The sequence below is a fragment of the Streptomyces sp. NPDC006283 genome, assembly GCF_040613325.1.
Taxonomy (GTDB): Bacteria; Actinomycetota; Actinomycetes; order Streptomycetales; family Streptomycetaceae; genus Streptomyces.
The window spans coordinates 1-16,731 of sequence record NZ_JBEXRZ010000152.1; the positions used below are offsets into that span (position 1 = coordinate 1).

The 16,731-nt window shown below is 69.4% G+C and carries 13 protein-coding genes; 6 read left to right on the forward strand and 7 right to left on the reverse strand.

All coding sequences use genetic code 11. From position 1 onward, the window contains the following. Positions 1-143: 143 nt before the first annotated feature. The gene (dnaE, locus tag ABZ070_RS25970) at positions 144-3,683 is read right to left on the reverse strand and encodes a DNA polymerase III subunit alpha (protein WP_356637741.1); all 3,540 of its coding nucleotides are present in this window, start codon (positions 3,681-3,683) and stop codon (positions 144-146) included. Positions 3,684-3,908: 225 nt separating this feature from the next. Here dnaE and ABZ070_RS25975 point away from each other — a divergent pair, with 225 nt between their 5' ends. From ABZ070_RS25975 to ABZ070_RS25995, 5 genes are all read left to right on the forward strand, one after another. Then, positions 3,909-5,243 (forward strand): DUF2252 domain-containing protein, encoded by a 1,335-nt coding sequence (locus ABZ070_RS25975; RefSeq protein ID WP_356637742.1) that lies wholly within the window; start codon positions 3,909-3,911, stop codon positions 5,241-5,243. Between the two features lie 79 nt (positions 5,244-5,322). Then, positions 5,323-6,012, forward strand: coding sequence for a hypothetical protein (locus tag ABZ070_RS25980; RefSeq protein ID WP_356637752.1), 690 nt, complete (start codon positions 5,323-5,325; stop codon positions 6,010-6,012). A gap of 49 nt (positions 6,013-6,061) precedes the next feature. Next, complete coding sequence (locus ABZ070_RS25985) at positions 6,062-6,877, forward strand: DsbA family protein (RefSeq protein ID WP_356637743.1); 816 nt, start codon at positions 6,062-6,064, stop codon at positions 6,875-6,877. A gap of 129 nt (positions 6,878-7,006) precedes the next feature. Beyond that, a complete protein-coding gene (locus ABZ070_RS25990) occupies positions 7,007-8,653 on the forward strand; it encodes an alkaline phosphatase D family protein (RefSeq protein WP_356637744.1) in 1,647 nt (548 codons plus the stop codon). Positions 8,654-8,937: 284 nt separating this feature from the next. Then, positions 8,938-9,939, forward strand: coding sequence for a zinc metalloprotease (locus ABZ070_RS25995; protein ID WP_356637745.1), 1,002 nt, complete (start codon positions 8,938-8,940; stop codon positions 9,937-9,939). Positions 9,940-10,014: 75 nt separating this feature from the next. On the opposite strand, the gene ABZ070_RS26000 is transcribed toward ABZ070_RS25995, so the two are convergent. Continuing rightward, on the reverse strand, positions 10,015-10,584 hold the full coding sequence (locus ABZ070_RS26000; RefSeq protein ID WP_356637746.1) for a dienelactone hydrolase family protein: 570 nt from the start codon (positions 10,582-10,584) through the stop codon (positions 10,015-10,017). Positions 10,585-10,629: 45 nt separating this feature from the next. On the opposite strand from ABZ070_RS26000, the gene ABZ070_RS26005 reads away from it, so the two are divergent. Then, a complete protein-coding gene (locus tag ABZ070_RS26005; RefSeq protein ID WP_356637747.1) occupies positions 10,630-11,805 on the forward strand; it encodes a mechanosensitive ion channel domain-containing protein in 1,176 nt (391 codons plus the stop codon). Positions 11,806-12,188: 383 nt separating this feature from the next. Here the strand turns inward: ABZ070_RS26005 and ABZ070_RS26010 are convergent, their stop codons facing one another. From ABZ070_RS26010 to ABZ070_RS26030, 5 genes are all read right to left on the reverse strand, one after another. Then, positions 12,189-13,775 (reverse strand): Na+/H+ antiporter, encoded by a 1,587-nt coding sequence (locus ABZ070_RS26010; RefSeq protein WP_356637748.1) that lies wholly within the window; start codon positions 13,773-13,775, stop codon positions 12,189-12,191. 97 nt (positions 13,776-13,872) lie between these two features. Next, entirely contained in the window at positions 13,873-14,373 is a 501-nt protein-coding gene (locus tag ABZ070_RS26015) for a GNAT family N-acetyltransferase (protein ID WP_356637749.1), read from the reverse strand. Next, a complete protein-coding gene (locus ABZ070_RS26020) occupies positions 14,370-15,311 on the reverse strand; it encodes an RluA family pseudouridine synthase (RefSeq protein ID WP_356637750.1) in 942 nt (313 codons plus the stop codon). The genes ABZ070_RS26015 and ABZ070_RS26020 overlap by 4 nt, the downstream gene beginning before the upstream one ends. Positions 15,312-15,328: 17 nt before the next feature. Then, the gene (gene lspA / locus ABZ070_RS26025; RefSeq protein WP_356637751.1) at positions 15,329-15,889 is read right to left on the reverse strand and encodes a signal peptidase II; all 561 of its coding nucleotides are present in this window, start codon (positions 15,887-15,889) and stop codon (positions 15,329-15,331) included. Between the two features lie 59 nt (positions 15,890-15,948). Continuing rightward, the gene (locus tag ABZ070_RS26030) at positions 15,949-16,707 is read right to left on the reverse strand and encodes a TraR/DksA family transcriptional regulator (RefSeq protein WP_356637753.1); all 759 of its coding nucleotides are present in this window, start codon (positions 16,705-16,707) and stop codon (positions 15,949-15,951) included. Positions 16,708-16,731 lie beyond the last annotated feature (24 nt).

Here is a 16,731-nt window from a genome sequence, read left to right on the forward strand (position 1 = left end):
AAAAAGCGCTTCCCCCACAACTCCCCGCCCCGCTGGGCCCCCACCACATTGCCGGGAACGCCCAGCCGGGCCCCCCCGGTCCCCCGGGCCCCGCCCCTTCTGCGTGAGATGTGAGGCGTGCGGCGGGCGTCAGCCGGAGCCGGTCAGCCCGCCAGACAGGACGGGCCGAGCAGGACCTTGAGGTCGCCGAAGAGCGCGGGGTCCGGCTGGACGCGATGCCGGTCGAGCCGGAGCACCGTGGTCTTGCGGGGGCCCTGGAGCTTGATCCGCACTTCGGTGTTGCCCTTGTGGTGGCTGAGGATCTCGCCGAGCCGGCTCACCATCGGCGGGGTGACCTTGACGGTCGGGATGGTCACGACCACCGGAGCGTTGGTGCCGGCGGACGAGAGGTCGGGGACCATCAGCTCCATCGCCACCAGCCGCGGGATGTCCTCCCGCTTGTCGAGCCGCCCCTTGACGAAGACCACCGTGTCCTCCACGAGCTGCGTCGACACCAACTGGTACGTCGCCGGGAAGAACATGCACTCGATGGAGCCGGCGAGGTCCTCGACGGTGGCGATGGCCCAGGCGTTGCCCTGCTTGGTCATCTTGCGCTGAAGACCGGAGATGATGCCGCCGATGGTGACGACCGCGCCGTCCGCGTGCTCACCGCCGGTGAGCTGGGAGATGGCGGCGTCCGTCTTGTCCGACAGGACGTGCTCGATACCGAAGAGCGGGTGGTCGGAGACGTACAGTCCCAGCATCTCGCGCTCCTGCGCGAGGAGATACGACTTGTCCCATTCGACGTCGGAGAACTCGACGTCGAGCCCGAAGCCCGGCTCGTCGCTCTCCTCCTCGCCCATGCCGCCGAAGAGGTCGAACTGGCCCTCCGCCTCCTTGCGCTTGACGGCCACCACGTTGTCGATCATCGGCTCGTGATGGGCGACCAGGCCCTTGCGGGTGTGGCCCATCTCGTCGAAGGCCCCGGCTTTGATGAGCGACTCGATGGTCCGCTTGTTGCAGACGACGGCCTCGACCTTGTCGAGGAAGTCGGGGAAGGAGCTGTACTTCCCCTTGGCCTTGCGCGACTTGATGATCGACTCGACCACGTTCTGGCCGACGTTGCGCACGGCGGTGAGGCCGAAGAGGATCACGTCGTCGCCCTGTGCGGCGAAGTTCGACATGGACTCGTTCACATTGGGCGGCAGCACCTTGATGCCCATGCGGCGGCACTCGTTCAGATAGACGGCCGACTTGTCCTTGTCGTCCTTGACCGAGGTGAGCAGCGCCGCCATGTACTCGGCGGGGTGGTTGGCCTTGAGGTACGCCGTCCAGTAGGAGACGAGGCCGTAGGCGGCGGAGTGCGCCTTGTTGAACGCGTATCCGGCGAAGGGGACCAGCACGTCCCACAGGGCCTGGATGGCTTCGTCGCTGTAGCCCTTCTCCCGGGCGCCCTTCTGGAAGAGGACGAAGTTCTTCGCCAGCTCGTCGGGCTTCTTCTTGCCCATGACGCGGCGCAGGATGTCGGCCTCGCCGAGCGAGTACCCGGCGATGATCTGGGCGGCCTTCTGGACCTGCTCCTGGTAGACGATCAGCCCGTAGGTGACCGCGAGGACCTCTTCGAGCGGCTCCTCCAGCTCCGGGTGGATCGGCGTGATCTCCTGCTGCTTGTTCTTGCGCAGCGCGTAGTTCGTGTGGGAGTTCATGCCCATCGGGCCCGGGCGGTAGAGCGCGGACACGGCGGAGATGTCTTCGAAGTTGTCGGGCTTCATCAGCCGCAGCAGGGACCGCATGGGTCCACCGTCGAACTGGAAGACACCGAGGGTGTCGCCGCGCTGGAGCAGTTCGAAGGTCTTGGGGTCGTCGAGCGGGAGGGAGAGCATCTCCAGGTCGATGCCCTTGTTGGACTTCACCATCTTGATGGCGTCGTCCATGATCGTGAGGTTGCGCAGGCCGAGGAAGTCCATCTTCAGCAGCCCGAGCGACTCGCACTGCGGGTAGTCCCACTGGGTGATGGTCACACCGTCGGTGTGCCTGACCCACACAGGGACATGCTCGGTGATGGTCTCGCTGGACATGATCACGCCGGCGGCGTGCACGCCCATCTGCCGGACCAGGCCCTCGACACCCTTGGCGGTGTCGATGACCTCCTTCACGTCCGGTTCGTTCTCGTACATCCCGCGGATCTCGCCGGCCTCGCTGTAGCGCGGGTGCGAGGGGTCGGTGATGCCGTTGAGGTCGATGCCCTTGCCGAGGACGTCGGCGGGCATGGCCTTGGTGAGCCGGTCGCCCATCGCGTACGGGTAGCCGAGGACGCGGGCGGAGTCCTTGATGGCGTTCTTCGCCTTGATCTTGCCGTAGGTGCCGATCATGGCGACCTTGTCGGCGCCGTACTTCTCCGTCACGTACCTGATCACCTCGACGCGCCTGCGCTCGTCGAAGTCGATGTCGACATCGGGCATGGAGACGCGCTCGGGGTTGAGGAACCGCTCGAAGATCAGGCCGTGCGGGATCGGGTCGAGGTCGGTGATGCCCATGGCGTACGCGACGATCGAACCGGCCGCGGAGCCTCGGCCGGGGCCGACCGCGATGCCCTGGTTCTTGGCCCACATGATGAAGTCGGCGACGACGAGGAAGTACCCCGGGAACCCCATCTGGATGATGACGTCCATCTCGTACTCGACCTGCTTCTGGCGGTCCTCGGGGATGCCGCCGGGGTAGCGGCGCTGCATGCCCCGCCGCACTTCCTCCTTGAACCATGTGACCTCGGTGTGGCCCTCGGGGATGTCGAACTTCGGCATGAGGTCGCGCTTCTCGAACATGCCGGCGGTGTCGACCTGCTGGGCCACCAGCAGGGTGTTGCGGCAGCCCTCCTGCCAGGCGTCCGAGGAGTCGATCGCGTACATCTCGTCGGTCGACTTCAGGTAGTAGCCGGTGCCGTCGAACTTGAAGCGGTCGGGGTCGGAGAGGTTCTTTCCGGTCTGGATGCACAGCAGCGCGTCGTGGGCGGTCGCCTCGTGCGCGTACGTGTAGTGGGAGTCGTTCGTCACCAGGGGCGGGATGCCCAGCTTCTTGCCGATCTCCAGCAGCCCGTCGCGGACGCGGCGCTCGATCTCGATGCCGTGGTCCATCAGCTCCAGGAAGTACCGGTCCTTGCCGAAGATGTCCTGGTACTCGGAGGCGGACTTCAGGGCCTCGTCGAACTGGCCGAGGCGCAGCCTCGTCTGCAGCTCGCCCGAGGGGCAGCCGGTGGAGGCGATCAGCCCTTCCGACCACTTGGAGATGGTCTCCTTGTCCATCCGCGGCCACTTCTGCAGCCAGCCCTCCGCGTACGCGTCGGAGGAGAGGCGGAACAGGTTGTGCAGGCCGGTCGCGTTCGCCGCCCAGATGGTCTTGTGGGTGTAACCGCCGGAGCCGGAGACGTCGTCCCGCTTCTGGTGCGGCTGGCCCCACTGGATCTTGCGCTTGTTCCGCCGGGACTCGGGCGCGACATAGGCCTCGATGCCGATGATCGGCGTCACTCCGGCCTTCTTCGCGGAGTGGAAGAAGTCGTACGCCCCGTGGAGGTTTCCGTGGTCGGACATGGCGATGTGCGACATGCCCATCTCGTTGCACGCCTCGAACATGTCCTTGAGCCGCGCGGCACCGTCCAGCAGCGAGTACTGGGTGTGTACGTGAAGGTGCGTGAAGGGCGGCTTGGTCACGGCGGCGGGCCTCCGAAGAACAGTTGGCGCCAGGCTGCGGGCAGTCTGGGGGACAGCGTGGAAGTCTACGTCGCCCCACTGACACCCCGGTGGCAAAACCGCGGGGCGCCGCCCCTCCGGGAGGGGGCGGCCGGGGGGCGCCGGGCGGGCACTCCCGCGGACCTTCATGCGTTGGAGGGGGCGGAAACGCTGTCCCGTATGCCATGCACCAGGAGGCACCCCCCGATGCCGGTCACGCAGCACACCGCCGAGCAGCGCGGCGAGGAGATCCTCGCCGTTTTCGAGACCGCCTTCGGCGAGCTCCTGGCCGCCGACCCGGCCGCCTTCCGGGTCAAGTTCCGCAAGATGGCCGCGTCGGCGTTCGCCTTCTACCGGGGCACGGCGTGCCTGTTCTACAAGGACCTGGAGCAGGAGCAGCACGGTGGCCCGTTCCTCGACGAGCGGACCGGCCGGGTGTGGATCCACGGCGATCTTCACGCGGAGAACTTCGGCACCTACATGGACGCCAACGGCCGGCTGATCTTCAATGTCAACGACTTCGACGAGGCCTATGTCGGTCCGTTCACCTGGGACCTCAGGCGGCTGGCCGCCTCGCTGGCCCTGATCGGCTACACCAAGGCGCTGAGCGACGACCAGATCACCGAGCTGGTGCGGATCTGCGCCGCCGCGTACCGGGAGCGCATCCACGCCCTGGCGACCGGCGTCAAGAGCGGCGACATGTCCGAGCTGCCGCCGTTCACCCTGGACACCGCGGACGGACCGCTGCTCGGAGCCCTGCGTGTGGCCCGCTCGCTGACCCGGTTCTCGCTGCTGGACTCGATGACGGAGATCCGTGACTTCGAGCGCCGGTTCGCCTCGGGCGGCGGTTCGATCGAGCTGGACGCGGCCACCCGGTACAAGGTGCTGGCCGCCTTCGACGGCTATCTGGAGACGCTGCCCGACTCGAGCCTGACCCGCCCGGACTCCTACCGGGTCAAGGACGTCGTGGGCCGCCGCGGCATCGGCATCGGCTCGGCCGGCCTGCCGTCGTACAACATCCTGCTGGAGGGCAACAGCGACGCCCTCGAGAACGATGTGGTGATCTACATGAAGCAGGCGCAGACCCCTGCGGCCTCCCGGCACATCACCGACCCCAAGGTGCGGGGCTACTTCCAGCACGAGGGTCACCGCACGGTGATCTCCCAGCGCGCTCTCCAGGCCCACGCCGACCCGTGGCTCGGCTGGACCGAGCTGGACGGCTCCGGTCAGCTGGTCGCCGAGGTCTCGCCGTACGCGGTGGATCTGGACTGGTCCGACATCGACGACACGGAGGAGATCGCGGCGGTCGTCGCCGACCTCGGCCGGGCGACGGCGACGATGCACTCGGCGGCGGACGACGAGAGCGGCCACTCGCTGGTGCCCTTCTCCACGGAGCGGGCCATCGACGCGGCCATCGCGGCGGACGAGGAGGGCTTCGGCGATCTGCTCGTCGACTTCGCGCACAGCTACGGCGCCAGGGCGCGGGCCGACCACCAGATCTTCGTCGACCTGTTCCGCAACGGCCGGATCCCGGGCCTCTAGCCGGTGGCCGGGGCCCCGTCGCGGGACCTGTGGACCTCTTTAAGAGCCTCTTAAGAAACGCATGACACACTCGGCGGCGATGGACATGTCCGGGACGCAGCTCAGAGCACTGCGGGCAGCGATCTTCACGGCCCTGGTCGTGACGCTGTCCGCCGCCGCCCATGTGCTGCTCTCCCGCGCTCCCCTGCCGCTGGCCACCGTCGCCGCCCTCGCCGCCGCGGTCTTCGCCGTGGCCTTCGCGCTGGCGGGCCGCGAGCGGGGGTTCTGGCGCATAGCCGGACTGCTGATCCCACTGGAGCTTGCCGCGGACACGGTTTTTACCACCGGCCAGCACGTCTGTTACGGCCCGGCGGGCGGACCGGTCGCCGGTTCGCTGCGGTCGTTCGGCTTCGACGTGCTCTGCGGAGGCGAGGTCGGCTCGGCGCTGCCAGGTGTCTCCGCGCCCGCCGACCAGGAGGGGCTCGCGGCCCTGCTCAGCACACCCGACCCCGCCCAGCCCTGGCTGCTGCTCGCTGTCCATGTCGCGGTCGGCCTGCTGGCGGCGGCGTGGCTGCGGCGCGGTGAGTCGGCCCTGGCATCGCTGGTGCGCGCGGTGGGCACGTTCGCTTTCCGGCCGCTCCTCTTGGCGGTCGCCGCGGTGCATGCCCCCGGGCCCCGGCGCCGGGCGCGGTTCCCGGAGCAGTACGCGCCCCGCTCTTCCCGTACCCGTCTGCTGGTGCACTCCGTGGGACGGAGGGGACCACCGCGTTCGGTCGCGCTCTGCGCCTGAACCGCGAGTCCCCTTCCTTCTTTTACGTCCCCGCACGGAGTGAATGATCATGAGCAAGCGCAACAGCCAGGCCAACAAGGCGGCGGCCCGCGAGCGGATGCGCCAGGAGCGCGAGCGCCAGGCCAAGAAGGACAAGGTCCGCCGGCAGCTGGTCGTCATCGGTTCGGTGATCGTGGTGCTGGCGGTCGCCGGCGGTGTCGGCTACGGCATCATGCAGGCGAACAAGCCGGGCCACTGGGAATCGGTGGCCAAGGAGTCGAACGTCACCGCACCGAAGAACACCGACGGCAAGAACGGCACGACCGTCGTCATCGGCAAGGACAGCGCGAAGAAGACCCTGGAGCTGTACGAGGACTCGCGCTGCCCGGTGTGCGCGACCTTCGAGCAGGCGGTCGGCGAGACGGTCGACAAGGACGTCGACGCCGGCAAGTACAAGATCAAGTACGTCGGCGCCACCTTCATCGACAACGCCACCAACGGCGAGGGCTCCAAGAACGCGCTCAGCGCGCTCGGCGCGGCGCTGAACGTGAGCCCTGACGCCTTCCTCGCGTACAAGTCGGCGCTCTACTCCGCCGAGTTCCACCCCGAGGAGAACGACGACAAGTTCGCCAAGGACTCCTACCTCCTCGAGGTCGCCGACTCGGTCCCCGCTCTCAAGAGCAATGCCGAGTTCAAGAAGAACGTCGAGAACGGGACGTTCGACGCCTGGGCGATGAAGATGTCGGAGACGTTCGACAAGAGCGGCGTCCAGGGCACGCCGACGCTGATGATGGACGGCAAGAAGGTCACCGCGGAGGGCAGCGACAACGCGCCCATGACGGTCGAGCAGTTCACCACGGCGATCGACAAGGCGCTCACCGGCTGATCGCCGCCCTCCGCTCGGCTGCCGCCGGCGGTCAGGAGGGCAACGCTCCGGTTTACCGCTTCGAATGGGCGGGCGAACTTTCCCGGTTCGCCCGCCCATTCGGCGTACTGGTCAGTAGTCTGATCGGCCGTGACCAGTCGATTTTCCTCAACTCCCAGTCGCCGCACGGTCGTCAGAGCCGCTGCCGCCACCGCCGTCGCCGCACCCGTTCTCGGCTCCCTCGCCTCCCCCGCCACAGCGGCGGACCAGGGCCCCGCTTTTCTCCACGGCACCGCCTCGGGCGACCCGTTGCCCGACGGCGTACTCCTGTGGACCCGCGTCACCCCGAGCGCCGACGCGATACCCGGCTCCGGCAGGGGCGCCGACACCGACGTCGCCTGGGAGGTCGCGGAGGACCGGGGGTTCGCCCGGATCGTCGCACGCGGCACCGCCACCTCGAAGGCGGCCTCCGACCACACCGTCAAGGTGGATGTGCGCGGCCTGCGCCCTGGGAGCTCCTACTTCTACCGCTTCACCGCCGGCGCCGCCGTCTCCCCCGTCGCACGCACCCGCACCGCGCCCGCCGCGGACGCGGCCACGCCCGGCGTGCGCTTCGGCGTGGTGTCGTGCGCCAACTGGGAGGCCGGCTGGTTCTCCGCCTACCGTCACCTGGCGGCCCGCACCGATCTCGACGCGGTCCTGCATCTCGGCGACTACATATACGAGTACGCGACCGGCGGCTACCCCGCGGAGGAGTACGTCGTACGGCAGCACGAGCCGCGGCACGAGATCGTCACGCTCGCCGACTACCGGCTGCGGCACGCCACTTACAAGACGGACCCCGATCTGCAGGCGATGCACGCCGCGCACCCGGTGGTCGCGATATGGGACGACCACGAGTTCGCCAACGACGCCTGGACCGGCGGTGCGGAGAACCACACACCCGGCGCCGAGGGCGAGTGGGCCGCCAGGACGGCCGCGGCCAAGCAGGCGTACTTCGAGTGGATGCCGGTCCGCGCCTCGACCGAGGGCACCGTCTATCGCAGGCTCCGCTTCGGCAGGCTGGCCGATCTGCACCTGCTGGACCTGCGGTCGTTCCGCTCCCAGCAGACGGGCATAGGCAACGGCGACGTCGACGACCCGGACCGCTCGCTGACGGGCCGGGCGCAGCTGGACTGGCTGAAGGCGGGGCTCTCGGCCTCGGACGCGTCGTGGCAGCTGGTGGGCACCTCGGTGATGATCTCGCCGGTGGCCTTCGGCTCGCTTCCCGCCCATCTGCTGGCGCCCCTGGCCGAATTGATGGGGCTGCCCAAGGAGGGGCTTGCCGTCAACGTCGACCAGTGGGACGGCTACACGGACGACCGCAAGGAGCTGCTGACGCATCTGACGCAGCACGGCATCGGGAACACGGTCTTCCTCACCGGCGACATCCACATGGCGTGGGCGAACGACGTCCCGGTCAAGGCGGCGACGTACCCGCTGTCGCGCTCCGCCGCGACGGAGTTCGTGGTGACGTCGGTCAGCTCCGACAACCTGGACGACATCCTCCACGTGGCGCCGAGGACCGTCTCGCTGGTCGCGTCGGCGGCCGTGCGTGCGGCCAACCGCCATGTGAAGTGGGTGGACATGGACGGGCACGGCTACGGCGTGCTGGACGTCACCGCCGAGCGCTCGCAGATGGACTACTACACGATCTCCGACCGGACGAAGCAGGACGCAACGTCCGCGTGGTCCCGTTCCTACCGGACGCTCAGTGGAACGCAGAAGGTCGAGCGCGTGAACCAGCCGGTGCGCTAGGGGTTATTTTCAGCCACTTGCCACTCTGTTAACAGAAGATCACATCGCTACGACGGGTGGTGTGTTCCGCACCGTGAATGCGGACACACCACCCGTCGTCGTCACTGCTTTCGTTACTCGCAGATCTCAGACCCCGGACATGACCGAAACCTTTCTCCCCGATGTCCGTAATCACCCTTGGATTGATTGGGCCTGAAGGGTTCTCATCAAGATCTGACATGCACGCGTAATCTCCCCGCGGTGGCCAGGAAAGGCCCCACGCAACCCCCCGCTGAGGAGACGTAATGCGCGCTCTTGTCCGTATATCCCCCCGACTGCGCCACCGTGCGGTCGGTACGGCGATCATGGCCGGAACCCTGGCCCTCGCCCCGCTCTCCGCTCCCGGCAGCGTCGCCGTCGCCAAGTCGCCCGCGACGGCCGCTTCTTCCACCGCAGAGGACTGCGCGGAGGACACCCAGGCGAACGCCGCCGCACGTGAGACGCGCCCCGGCGCGGGTCACGCACACGAGCCCAACGAGATCTCCGAGGCCAAGGCCAAGGCCATGGACGCGGACCTGAAGAAGAGACTGAACGCCGCCCGCACGAGCGGCCCCGGCATCCAGGCCGCCGCCGCGACCAGCATCCCGGTCTACTTCCACGTCATCCACGACGGCGAGACCGGCAAGCTCTCCAGCGCCCAGATCAACAGCCAGCTCGCGGTACTCAACGCGGCCTACGCCGGCCAGGGCACCGGAAACGTCGACTCCGGCTTCCAGTTCACGCTGGCCGGCACCGACTACACGGACAACGCCTCCTGGTACAACCTGTCCTCGGGTTCCACCGCCGAGAAGCAGATGAAGTCCACGCTGCGCAAGGGCGACGCCGGCGCGCTCAACTTCTACACGGCCAAACTCGGCGGCGGCCTGCTCGGCTGGGCGACCTTCCCGTCCTCCTACAACTCCAGCCCGTCCATGGACGGTGTGGTGGTCCTCGACGCCTCGCTGCCCGGCGGCTCCTCCACCAACTACGACGAGGGCGACACCGCCACCCACGAAGTCGGCCACTGGATGGGCCTGTACCACACCTTCCAGGGCGGCTGTAACGGCAACGGCGACTACGTGACCGACACCCCGGCCGAGAAGAGCCCCGCGTACGCCTGCCCGACCGGCCGCGACACCTGCGCCAACAAGACCGGCGCGGACCCGATCCACAACTTCATGGACTACACGTACGACGCCTGCATGTACCAGTTCACCTCGGGCCAGGTGCAGCGGATGAAGGACCACTGGGCGGCCTACCGCGGCTGACCGACCGCCGGGGACCCCCGCCGCCCGGCGCGCCACGAGCGTGCCGGGCGGTTCCGTCTGCCGCCCCGCTGCCGCTCAGAGCGAGTCGAGGAACCCCAGCGCCGTTCGCCAGGTCTGCTCGGCCGCTTCCTCGTCGTAGTCCGGCAGTTCGGGGTCGGTGTAGAGATGCCCGGCACCCGGGTAACGGTGGACCTCCACGTCCGCACCCGCCTGCTGCATCCGCAGGTACCAGGTGTTCAGCCAGTCGTCGGGCTCGAAGGGGTCGGGACTGGCGACGTGCAGCTGCACGGGCAGGTCGTCCGCCCGCGCGCCCTCCGCGATGTCGGAGGTGCCGTGCAGAAGCAGCAGCCCACGCGCCTTCTCGTCGCCGAGCGCCAGGTTCTGTGCCACCGCGCCGCCGAGCGAGAACCCGGCGTAGACAAGGCCCTGGTCGGAATGGGGCGCCGCGGCGTGGATCGCACGCCGCAGCAATTCGTCCGTGCCGACAGCCTCCCTGAGCTCCTTGCCCTCCTCCACGGTCTCGGCGGTTTGCCCGTCGAACAGGTCGGGCACGCGAACCTCGTGCCCGGCGGCACGCAGGCGGTCCGCGGCGGCGTGCACCGCCGGACGCAGACCGAAGGTCGAATGGAAAAGGATGATGTTCATCCGGCCATCCTGCCAGCCGCCTTCGCCGTCAGGAGTTACGGAGACATGGAGAACGCCTTGCGCCCGTTGGCCGTCATCGGTGGAGCGGTCCTGCTCACACTGGTTCTCGGCTGGGCTGTCGACCGTCTGCTGCGCCGCGCGGACGAACGCCACCCCGAGACACCGCTGTGGGGCATGCTGCGCCGATGCCGCCTGCCGCTGCAGGTCGTGCTCCTCGGAGCACTGCTGCGAGCCGGCTACCGCGAGACGCACTGGTCGCTCGTCCAGCGCCACGAAACCGGCATCGGCCACGTGCTCTCACTGGTGATGATCGGCTCGGTCGCGTGGCTGGTCACGCGGATCGTCTCGGCGGTCGTCGAGTCGTCCTACGCCCGCTACGCGTCCTCGACCCGCGATCCCGCCCGGGTCCGCCGGGTGCGGACACAGATCACCTTGATCATGCGGATCGTCACGGCGGTCCTCGCGGTGGTGGCCGCCGCGGCGATGCTGCTGACGTTCCCCGGCATGGAGAAGTTCGGCGCCTCGATGCTCGCCTCCGCGGGCATCATCGGCATCGTCGCCGGTGTCGCCGCGCAGTCCACGCTCGGAAACCTCTTCGCCGGCTTCCAGATCGCCTTCGGCGACATGGTCCGCATCGGCGACACGGTGGTCGTGGACGGCGAGTGGGGCGTCGTCGAGGAGGTCACGCTGACGTTCCTGGCCGTCCGCACGTGGGACGAGCGCCGCATCACGATGCCTGTGTCGTACTTCACGAGCAAGCCGTTCGAGAACTGGTCGCGCGGCGGGGTCCAGATGACCGGGACGGTCTTCTTCCACCTGGACCACTCGGCGCCGGTCGCGCTGATGCGCGAGAAGCTGCAGGAGATCCTCGGCGAGTGCAAGGCCTGGGACGGCAGGGACTGGAGCCTCGCCGTCACCGGCACGACGCCCAGCACGATCGAGGTGCGCGTGGTCGTGACCGCGAAGGACGCGGACGACATCTGGACGGCCCGCTGTGTCGTGCGGGAGCAGATGATCGCCTGGCTGTGCGAGAAGCATCCGTACGCCCTGCCGCGCATCATGACGTCGGCCGCGTCACTGCCGCCGGACGGCCAGTGGCCGGGCGCGGGGGCCGGCCGCGGCAGGCCGCTGCGCGCGGAGGAGATCCACAGCAACAACGCGGGCGACTACGCGCTGGACGGCGAGCCGTCCGTGGAGCCCCCACGCACGGGCCGCGGCTGACCCGTCTCCGCGCCGGGGAGCCGTTCCCCACCCCTTTCCCCTACGGCCTGGCGGCCGTCTGGGACCCCCACTACCCGTAGCCGGGTGCTTCTCCTCCTACGCCTGGCGGCATGGGGGACGCCCACCAGACCCCCGGGCCTAGGTCACCGGACGGGCTGACTTGGTCAGCCCGTCCGGGGGCACTCCCCCCTACGCCTGGCGGCGTGGGACGTACCCCCACCCACCGGCGCCAGGCCGTAGGGGGAGATTGAGGACACCGCGCGAAGCCCGGTAGGGGTCCGGGGCTTGCCCCGGTTCGGGAAGTGGGGTCTCCCACGGCCGCCAGGCCGCAGGGGGAGGGGCAAATGCCCCGCGCAGCGCGGCCACGCCGGCCCCGCCGCACGTCACCGCAGGCTGCGCACGTCCAGGTGCCGCAGCACCCGGTCCACGATCTCCGGATCCGCCCCCGGCTCACTGCGCGCAGCCAGCACCTCGTGCCGCGCCGCCGACATCATCTCCCGCTGAATGCGCTGGATCGTCCGCATCCGGTCCACCCGCTTGGCGAACCACTCCCGACGCTCGTCGTCCACGATCTCGGGGCTGATGCGCGCCCCCATCTCGTACGCACCACGCAGCAGCCGTTCGCTGACGTCCTCCGGCAGTTCCTCCACCTCCTCGATCTCCCGAAGCCGGCGCTTGGCCGCCTTCGCCACCCGGATCGCCAGGCCGTGCTCCAGCTTCCGCTCCGTGTCCGTGTCCGCCCGCACCCCGAGCCGCTGCACCAGCCAGGGCAGGGTCAGGCCCTGCACGACGAGCGTGCCCAGGATGACGGAGAAGGCGATGAAGATGATCTCCTCCCGGCCCGGGAAACCGGCGCCGTCCTGCGTCTTCAGCGGAATGGCGAGGGCCAGCGCGACGGATGCCACGCCCCGCATCCCCGACCACCACATGACGACGGTCTCGCGCCAGCTGACGGGGATCTCCTCGTCGATGTCGCGCAGCGTGTGCAGTCGCTTGGCGAGCCAGGTCGCGGGCAGCAGCCACAGCAGCCGTACGCCGACCACGACCGCGACGACCGCCGCGCCCCAGCCGATCATCTGCCACTCCCGCCCGTCCGCGGTGCCGAAGACGTTGTGCAGTTCAAGACCGATGAGTCCGAACGCGACCCCGGTGACGAGGGTGTCGACGATCTGCCAGAAGGTGTTGCCCGCCAGGCGTCCCATCACATCGTCGGCGTCGGCTCCGTGTTCCGCGAGGAAGAGCGCGGTGACGAGGACGGCCAGGACCCCGGAGCCCTTCAGCTCCTCGGCCAGCACATAGCTGACGAACGGCACCATCATCGTGAGCCCGATCTGCAGGGTCGCGTCGCCGAGCATGCCCATCAGCTTGTTGGAGAGCCAGCCCAGAGCGAGTCCCACGGCCAGCGCGACGACGGCGGAGAGCACGAGCTCACCGGCGGCGACGGGCCATGAGAACGTGCCGGTCACGGCGGCGGCGATGGCCACGTGGTACAGCACGATGGCCGTGACGTCGTTGAAGAGGCCCTCGCCCTCGAGGATGGAGACCAGCCGGCGCGGCAGCCCCAGCGACCCTGCGACCGCGGTCGCCGCGACCGGGTCGGGCGGGGCCACAAGCGCGCCCAAGGCCACCGCGGCGGCGATCGGCAGACCGGGCACGACGGTGTGGGCTACAGCGGCCACCGCCGCGGTCGTCACGAACACGAGGGCGACGGCGAGCAGAAGGATCGGCCGGACATTGGCCGTGAACTGCCGCCAGGAGGTGCGCTGCACGGCCGCGTACAGCAGCGGCGGCAGCAACAGCGGCAGAATGAACTCGGGCGGCAGCTCGACGTTCGGCACGAAGGGCAGGAACGCGAGGACGATCCCCGCCAGCGTCATCAGCACCGGCGGGGGCAGTCCCAGCCGCTGCCCGACCGGTACGGTCACCACGGCTCCGAGCAACAGCGCGAAGAGCAGCGCCAATTGGTCCACGGTGTGCCCTCCGGCGGTGCGAAACCCCCACGATCAAGGCTTCAACTGTGCCACGCGGGCCGCCGGAACAGGCCCTGACACCCGCCCCGCCGCCTCGTCAGGAAGCGTGGAGCGGCCGCCGCATGGACAGGTGGGCAATGCCCGCGTCCAGGAACTCCGCGCCGTACGCCGTGTATCCGAGCCGCTCGTAGAAGCCCCGGGCGTGGGTCTGCGCGTGGAGGTCGACGGCGCCCAGGCCCCGCTCCCGTGCCGCGTCCTCGATCGCCCGGACCAGCGCCACGCCCACGCCGAGACCGCGCGCCGCCTTGGTCACCGCGAGCCGGCCGAGTGAGCCGACCGTGGGGTCGCCGCCGGTCTTCGCGGCCGCGGCCGGTCCGTGCAGCAGCCGGCCGGTGCCGAGCACGCGGCCGTCGGCGCCCACCGCGAGGACGTGCACGGTGTCCGCGTCCTCCGCGTCGTAGGCGTCGTACTCGATGTCCTCGGGCACCCGCTGCTCCGCGACGAAGACCTCCTTGCGGACCGCGAAGCACGCCTCACGGTCGGCGGGGCCGACGGCGACGCGCACGGTGACGCCGGTCACGTGCTCCGCGGTGCTCACGAGCTCTCCGCCGCGATCCGGTCCAGCGCCTGCTGCAGATCGTCCGGGTAGGTGCTCTCGAACTGCACCCACTGCCCGTCCGAGGGGTGCTCGAAGCCCAGCCGCACCGCGTGCAGCCACTGGCGGGTCAGGCCGAGACGCTTCGCCATCGTCGGGTCCGCGCCATAGGTCAGGTCACCGACGCACGGGTGGCGGTGCGCCGACATGTGTACGCGGATCTGGTGGGTGCGGCCGGTCTCCAGCTTGATGTCGAGCAGCGACGCCGCACGGAACGCCTCGAGCAGGTCGTAGTGCGTGACCGACGGCTTGCCCTCCGCGGTGACCGCCCACTTGTAGTCGAGGCTGGGGTGCCGACCGATCGGCGCGTCGATCGTGCCGCTCATCGGATCGGGGTGGCCCTGCACCAACGCGTGGTAGCGCTTGTCGACGACGCGGTCACGGAACTGCTGCTTCAGCAGGGTGTACGCCCGCTCCGACTTGGCGACGACCATCAGCCCTGACGTGCCCACGTCCAGACGGTGCACGATGCCCTGCCGCTCGGAGGCCCCCGAGGTGGAGATCCGGTAGCCCGCCGCCGCGAGCCCGCCGATGACGGTGGTGCCACTCCAGCCGGGGCTCGGGTGCGCGGCCACGCCGACGGGCTTGGCGATCACGACGATGTCGTCGTCGTCGTGCACGATCTCCATGCCCTCGACCGGCTCGGCGACGATCTGCACGGGGGCGGGTGCCTGGGGCATCTCGACCTCGAGCCAGGCGCCGCCGTGCACACGTTCCGATTTGCCGACGACCGAGCCGTCGACCTGCACCTTCCCGGCAGCGGCAAGCTCGGCCGCCTTCGTACGGGAGAACCCGAACATCCGGGAGATGGCGGCGTCGACGCGCTCGCCCTCCAGGCCGTCGGGTACGGGCAGGGTGCGGATCTCGGGAATCGTACTCACCCGTCGAGTATGCCCTGTCAGTCCTTGTGGACCGTCCCGTCGGGGTCGAGGCCCTTGAAGGAGAGCAGCACGATGAGGATGCCGCCGCACACGATCGCCGAGTCCGCGAGATTGAAGACGGCGAAGTGCGCGGGCGCGATGAAGTCGACGACCGCGCCCTCGAAGACGCCGGGCGAGCGGAAGATGCGGTCCGTGAGGTTGCCGAGCGCCCCACCCAGCAGCAGCCCGAGAGCGACGGCCCAGGGAGTGCTGTAGAGCTTGCGGGCCAGGCGCACGATCACGACGATCACGGTCGCGGCGATGAAGGTGAAGATGATCGTGAAGGCCTCGCCCATGCCGAACGCGGCGCCCGGGTTCCGGACCGCCTCGAACTTCAGCAGATCACCGATGATCTCGATCGGCTCGTGGTGCTCCAGCTTGGCCACCACGAGCATCTTGCTGCCGAGGTCGAGGACGTAGGCCACGAGCGCCACCGCGAACAGCATCGCGATCTTGCGTGGGCCCTTCGGCTGCTCGGCGGGCGCCGCAGCCTCGTCGTCAACATCCGGCGTACCGATGATGCGCTCCGCCTCTGCCACGTGAGTCCCTCAACCTAGGTGCCTGACTGAGCACGAGGGTACGGCAAGCCTCCGCCAGGTCAGCCCCTGCGTTCCTGCTTCTGCTTGCACTCGACGCACAGGGTCGCCCGCGGGAACGCCTGCATGCGGGCCTTGCCGATCGGGTTGCCACAGCTCTCGCAGAGGCCGTACGTCCCGGTGTCCAGTCGCTGGAGCGCCCGCTCGGTCTGCTCGAGCATCTCGCGGCCGTTGGCCGCGAGCGCCATCTCGTGCTCGCGGGTGATGTTCTTCGCCCCGGTGTCCGCCTCGTCGTCGCCGGCGCCGTCGCCGGAGTCCCGCATCAGCCCGGCCAGAGCCGCCTCCGAGGAGGTGATCTCGTCGGTCAGCCGGGTCGCCTCGCCCTCGAGCTCCGCCCTGGCCGCGTCGACCTCTTCCTGCGTCCATGGGTCCTCACCGGGCCGGACCGCCAGCTCGCCCGGCGGCGTCGCGGCCACCGTACGGGTCGTCGACACCGCCACCGCGCTCCCGCCTGCGGCTGATGCCCTGCCCGCGGTCTTCTTCGCTGCCACCGTCCTGGCTCCTGTCTGCTTCGCGGCCACAGCCGCCCCCTCGGCGGCGGGATCGCCGGCCGCGGTTCTCCTGGCGGTCGACTTGTCGACGACCTCCCTGTCGACCTGCCCCGGCTCCGCCACATCGGCACCGGGGACGGCCTTTTTCACGGCCTTGCGGGCCGTGGTCTTCCCGACGGACTTCCCGGCCGTCTTCGCTGCCGCCTTCCTCTCCACCGGGGCGCGCCGTCCCCCTTTGCCGGCTCCAGCGGGATGCGGGTGCGCCTCCATCGGAGGCGGCCACGTTGGGCCGCG

Coding starts and splice junctions, on each gene's coding strand:
- ABZ070_RS25975 (WP_356637742.1), top strand. CDS start 3,909: ATGCCGGTCACGCAGCACACCGCCGAGCAGCGCGGCGAGGAGATCCTC.
- ABZ070_RS25980 (WP_356637752.1), top strand. CDS start 5,323: ATGGACATGTCCGGGACGCAGCTCAGAGCACTGCGGGCAGCGATCTTC.
- ABZ070_RS25985 (WP_356637743.1), top strand. CDS start 6,062: ATGAGCAAGCGCAACAGCCAGGCCAACAAGGCGGCGGCCCGCGAGCGG.
- ABZ070_RS25995 (WP_356637745.1), top strand. CDS start 8,938: ATGCGCGCTCTTGTCCGTATATCCCCCCGACTGCGCCACCGTGCGGTC.
- ABZ070_RS26000 (WP_356637746.1), bottom strand. CDS start 10,584: ATGAACATCATCCTTTTCCATTCGACCTTCGGTCTGCGTCCGGCGGTG.
- ABZ070_RS26005 (WP_356637747.1), top strand. CDS start 10,630: ATGGAGAACGCCTTGCGCCCGTTGGCCGTCATCGGTGGAGCGGTCCTG.
- ABZ070_RS26030 (WP_356637753.1), bottom strand. CDS start 16,707: ATGGAGGCGCACCCGCATCCCGCTGGAGCCGGCAAAGGGGGACGGCGC.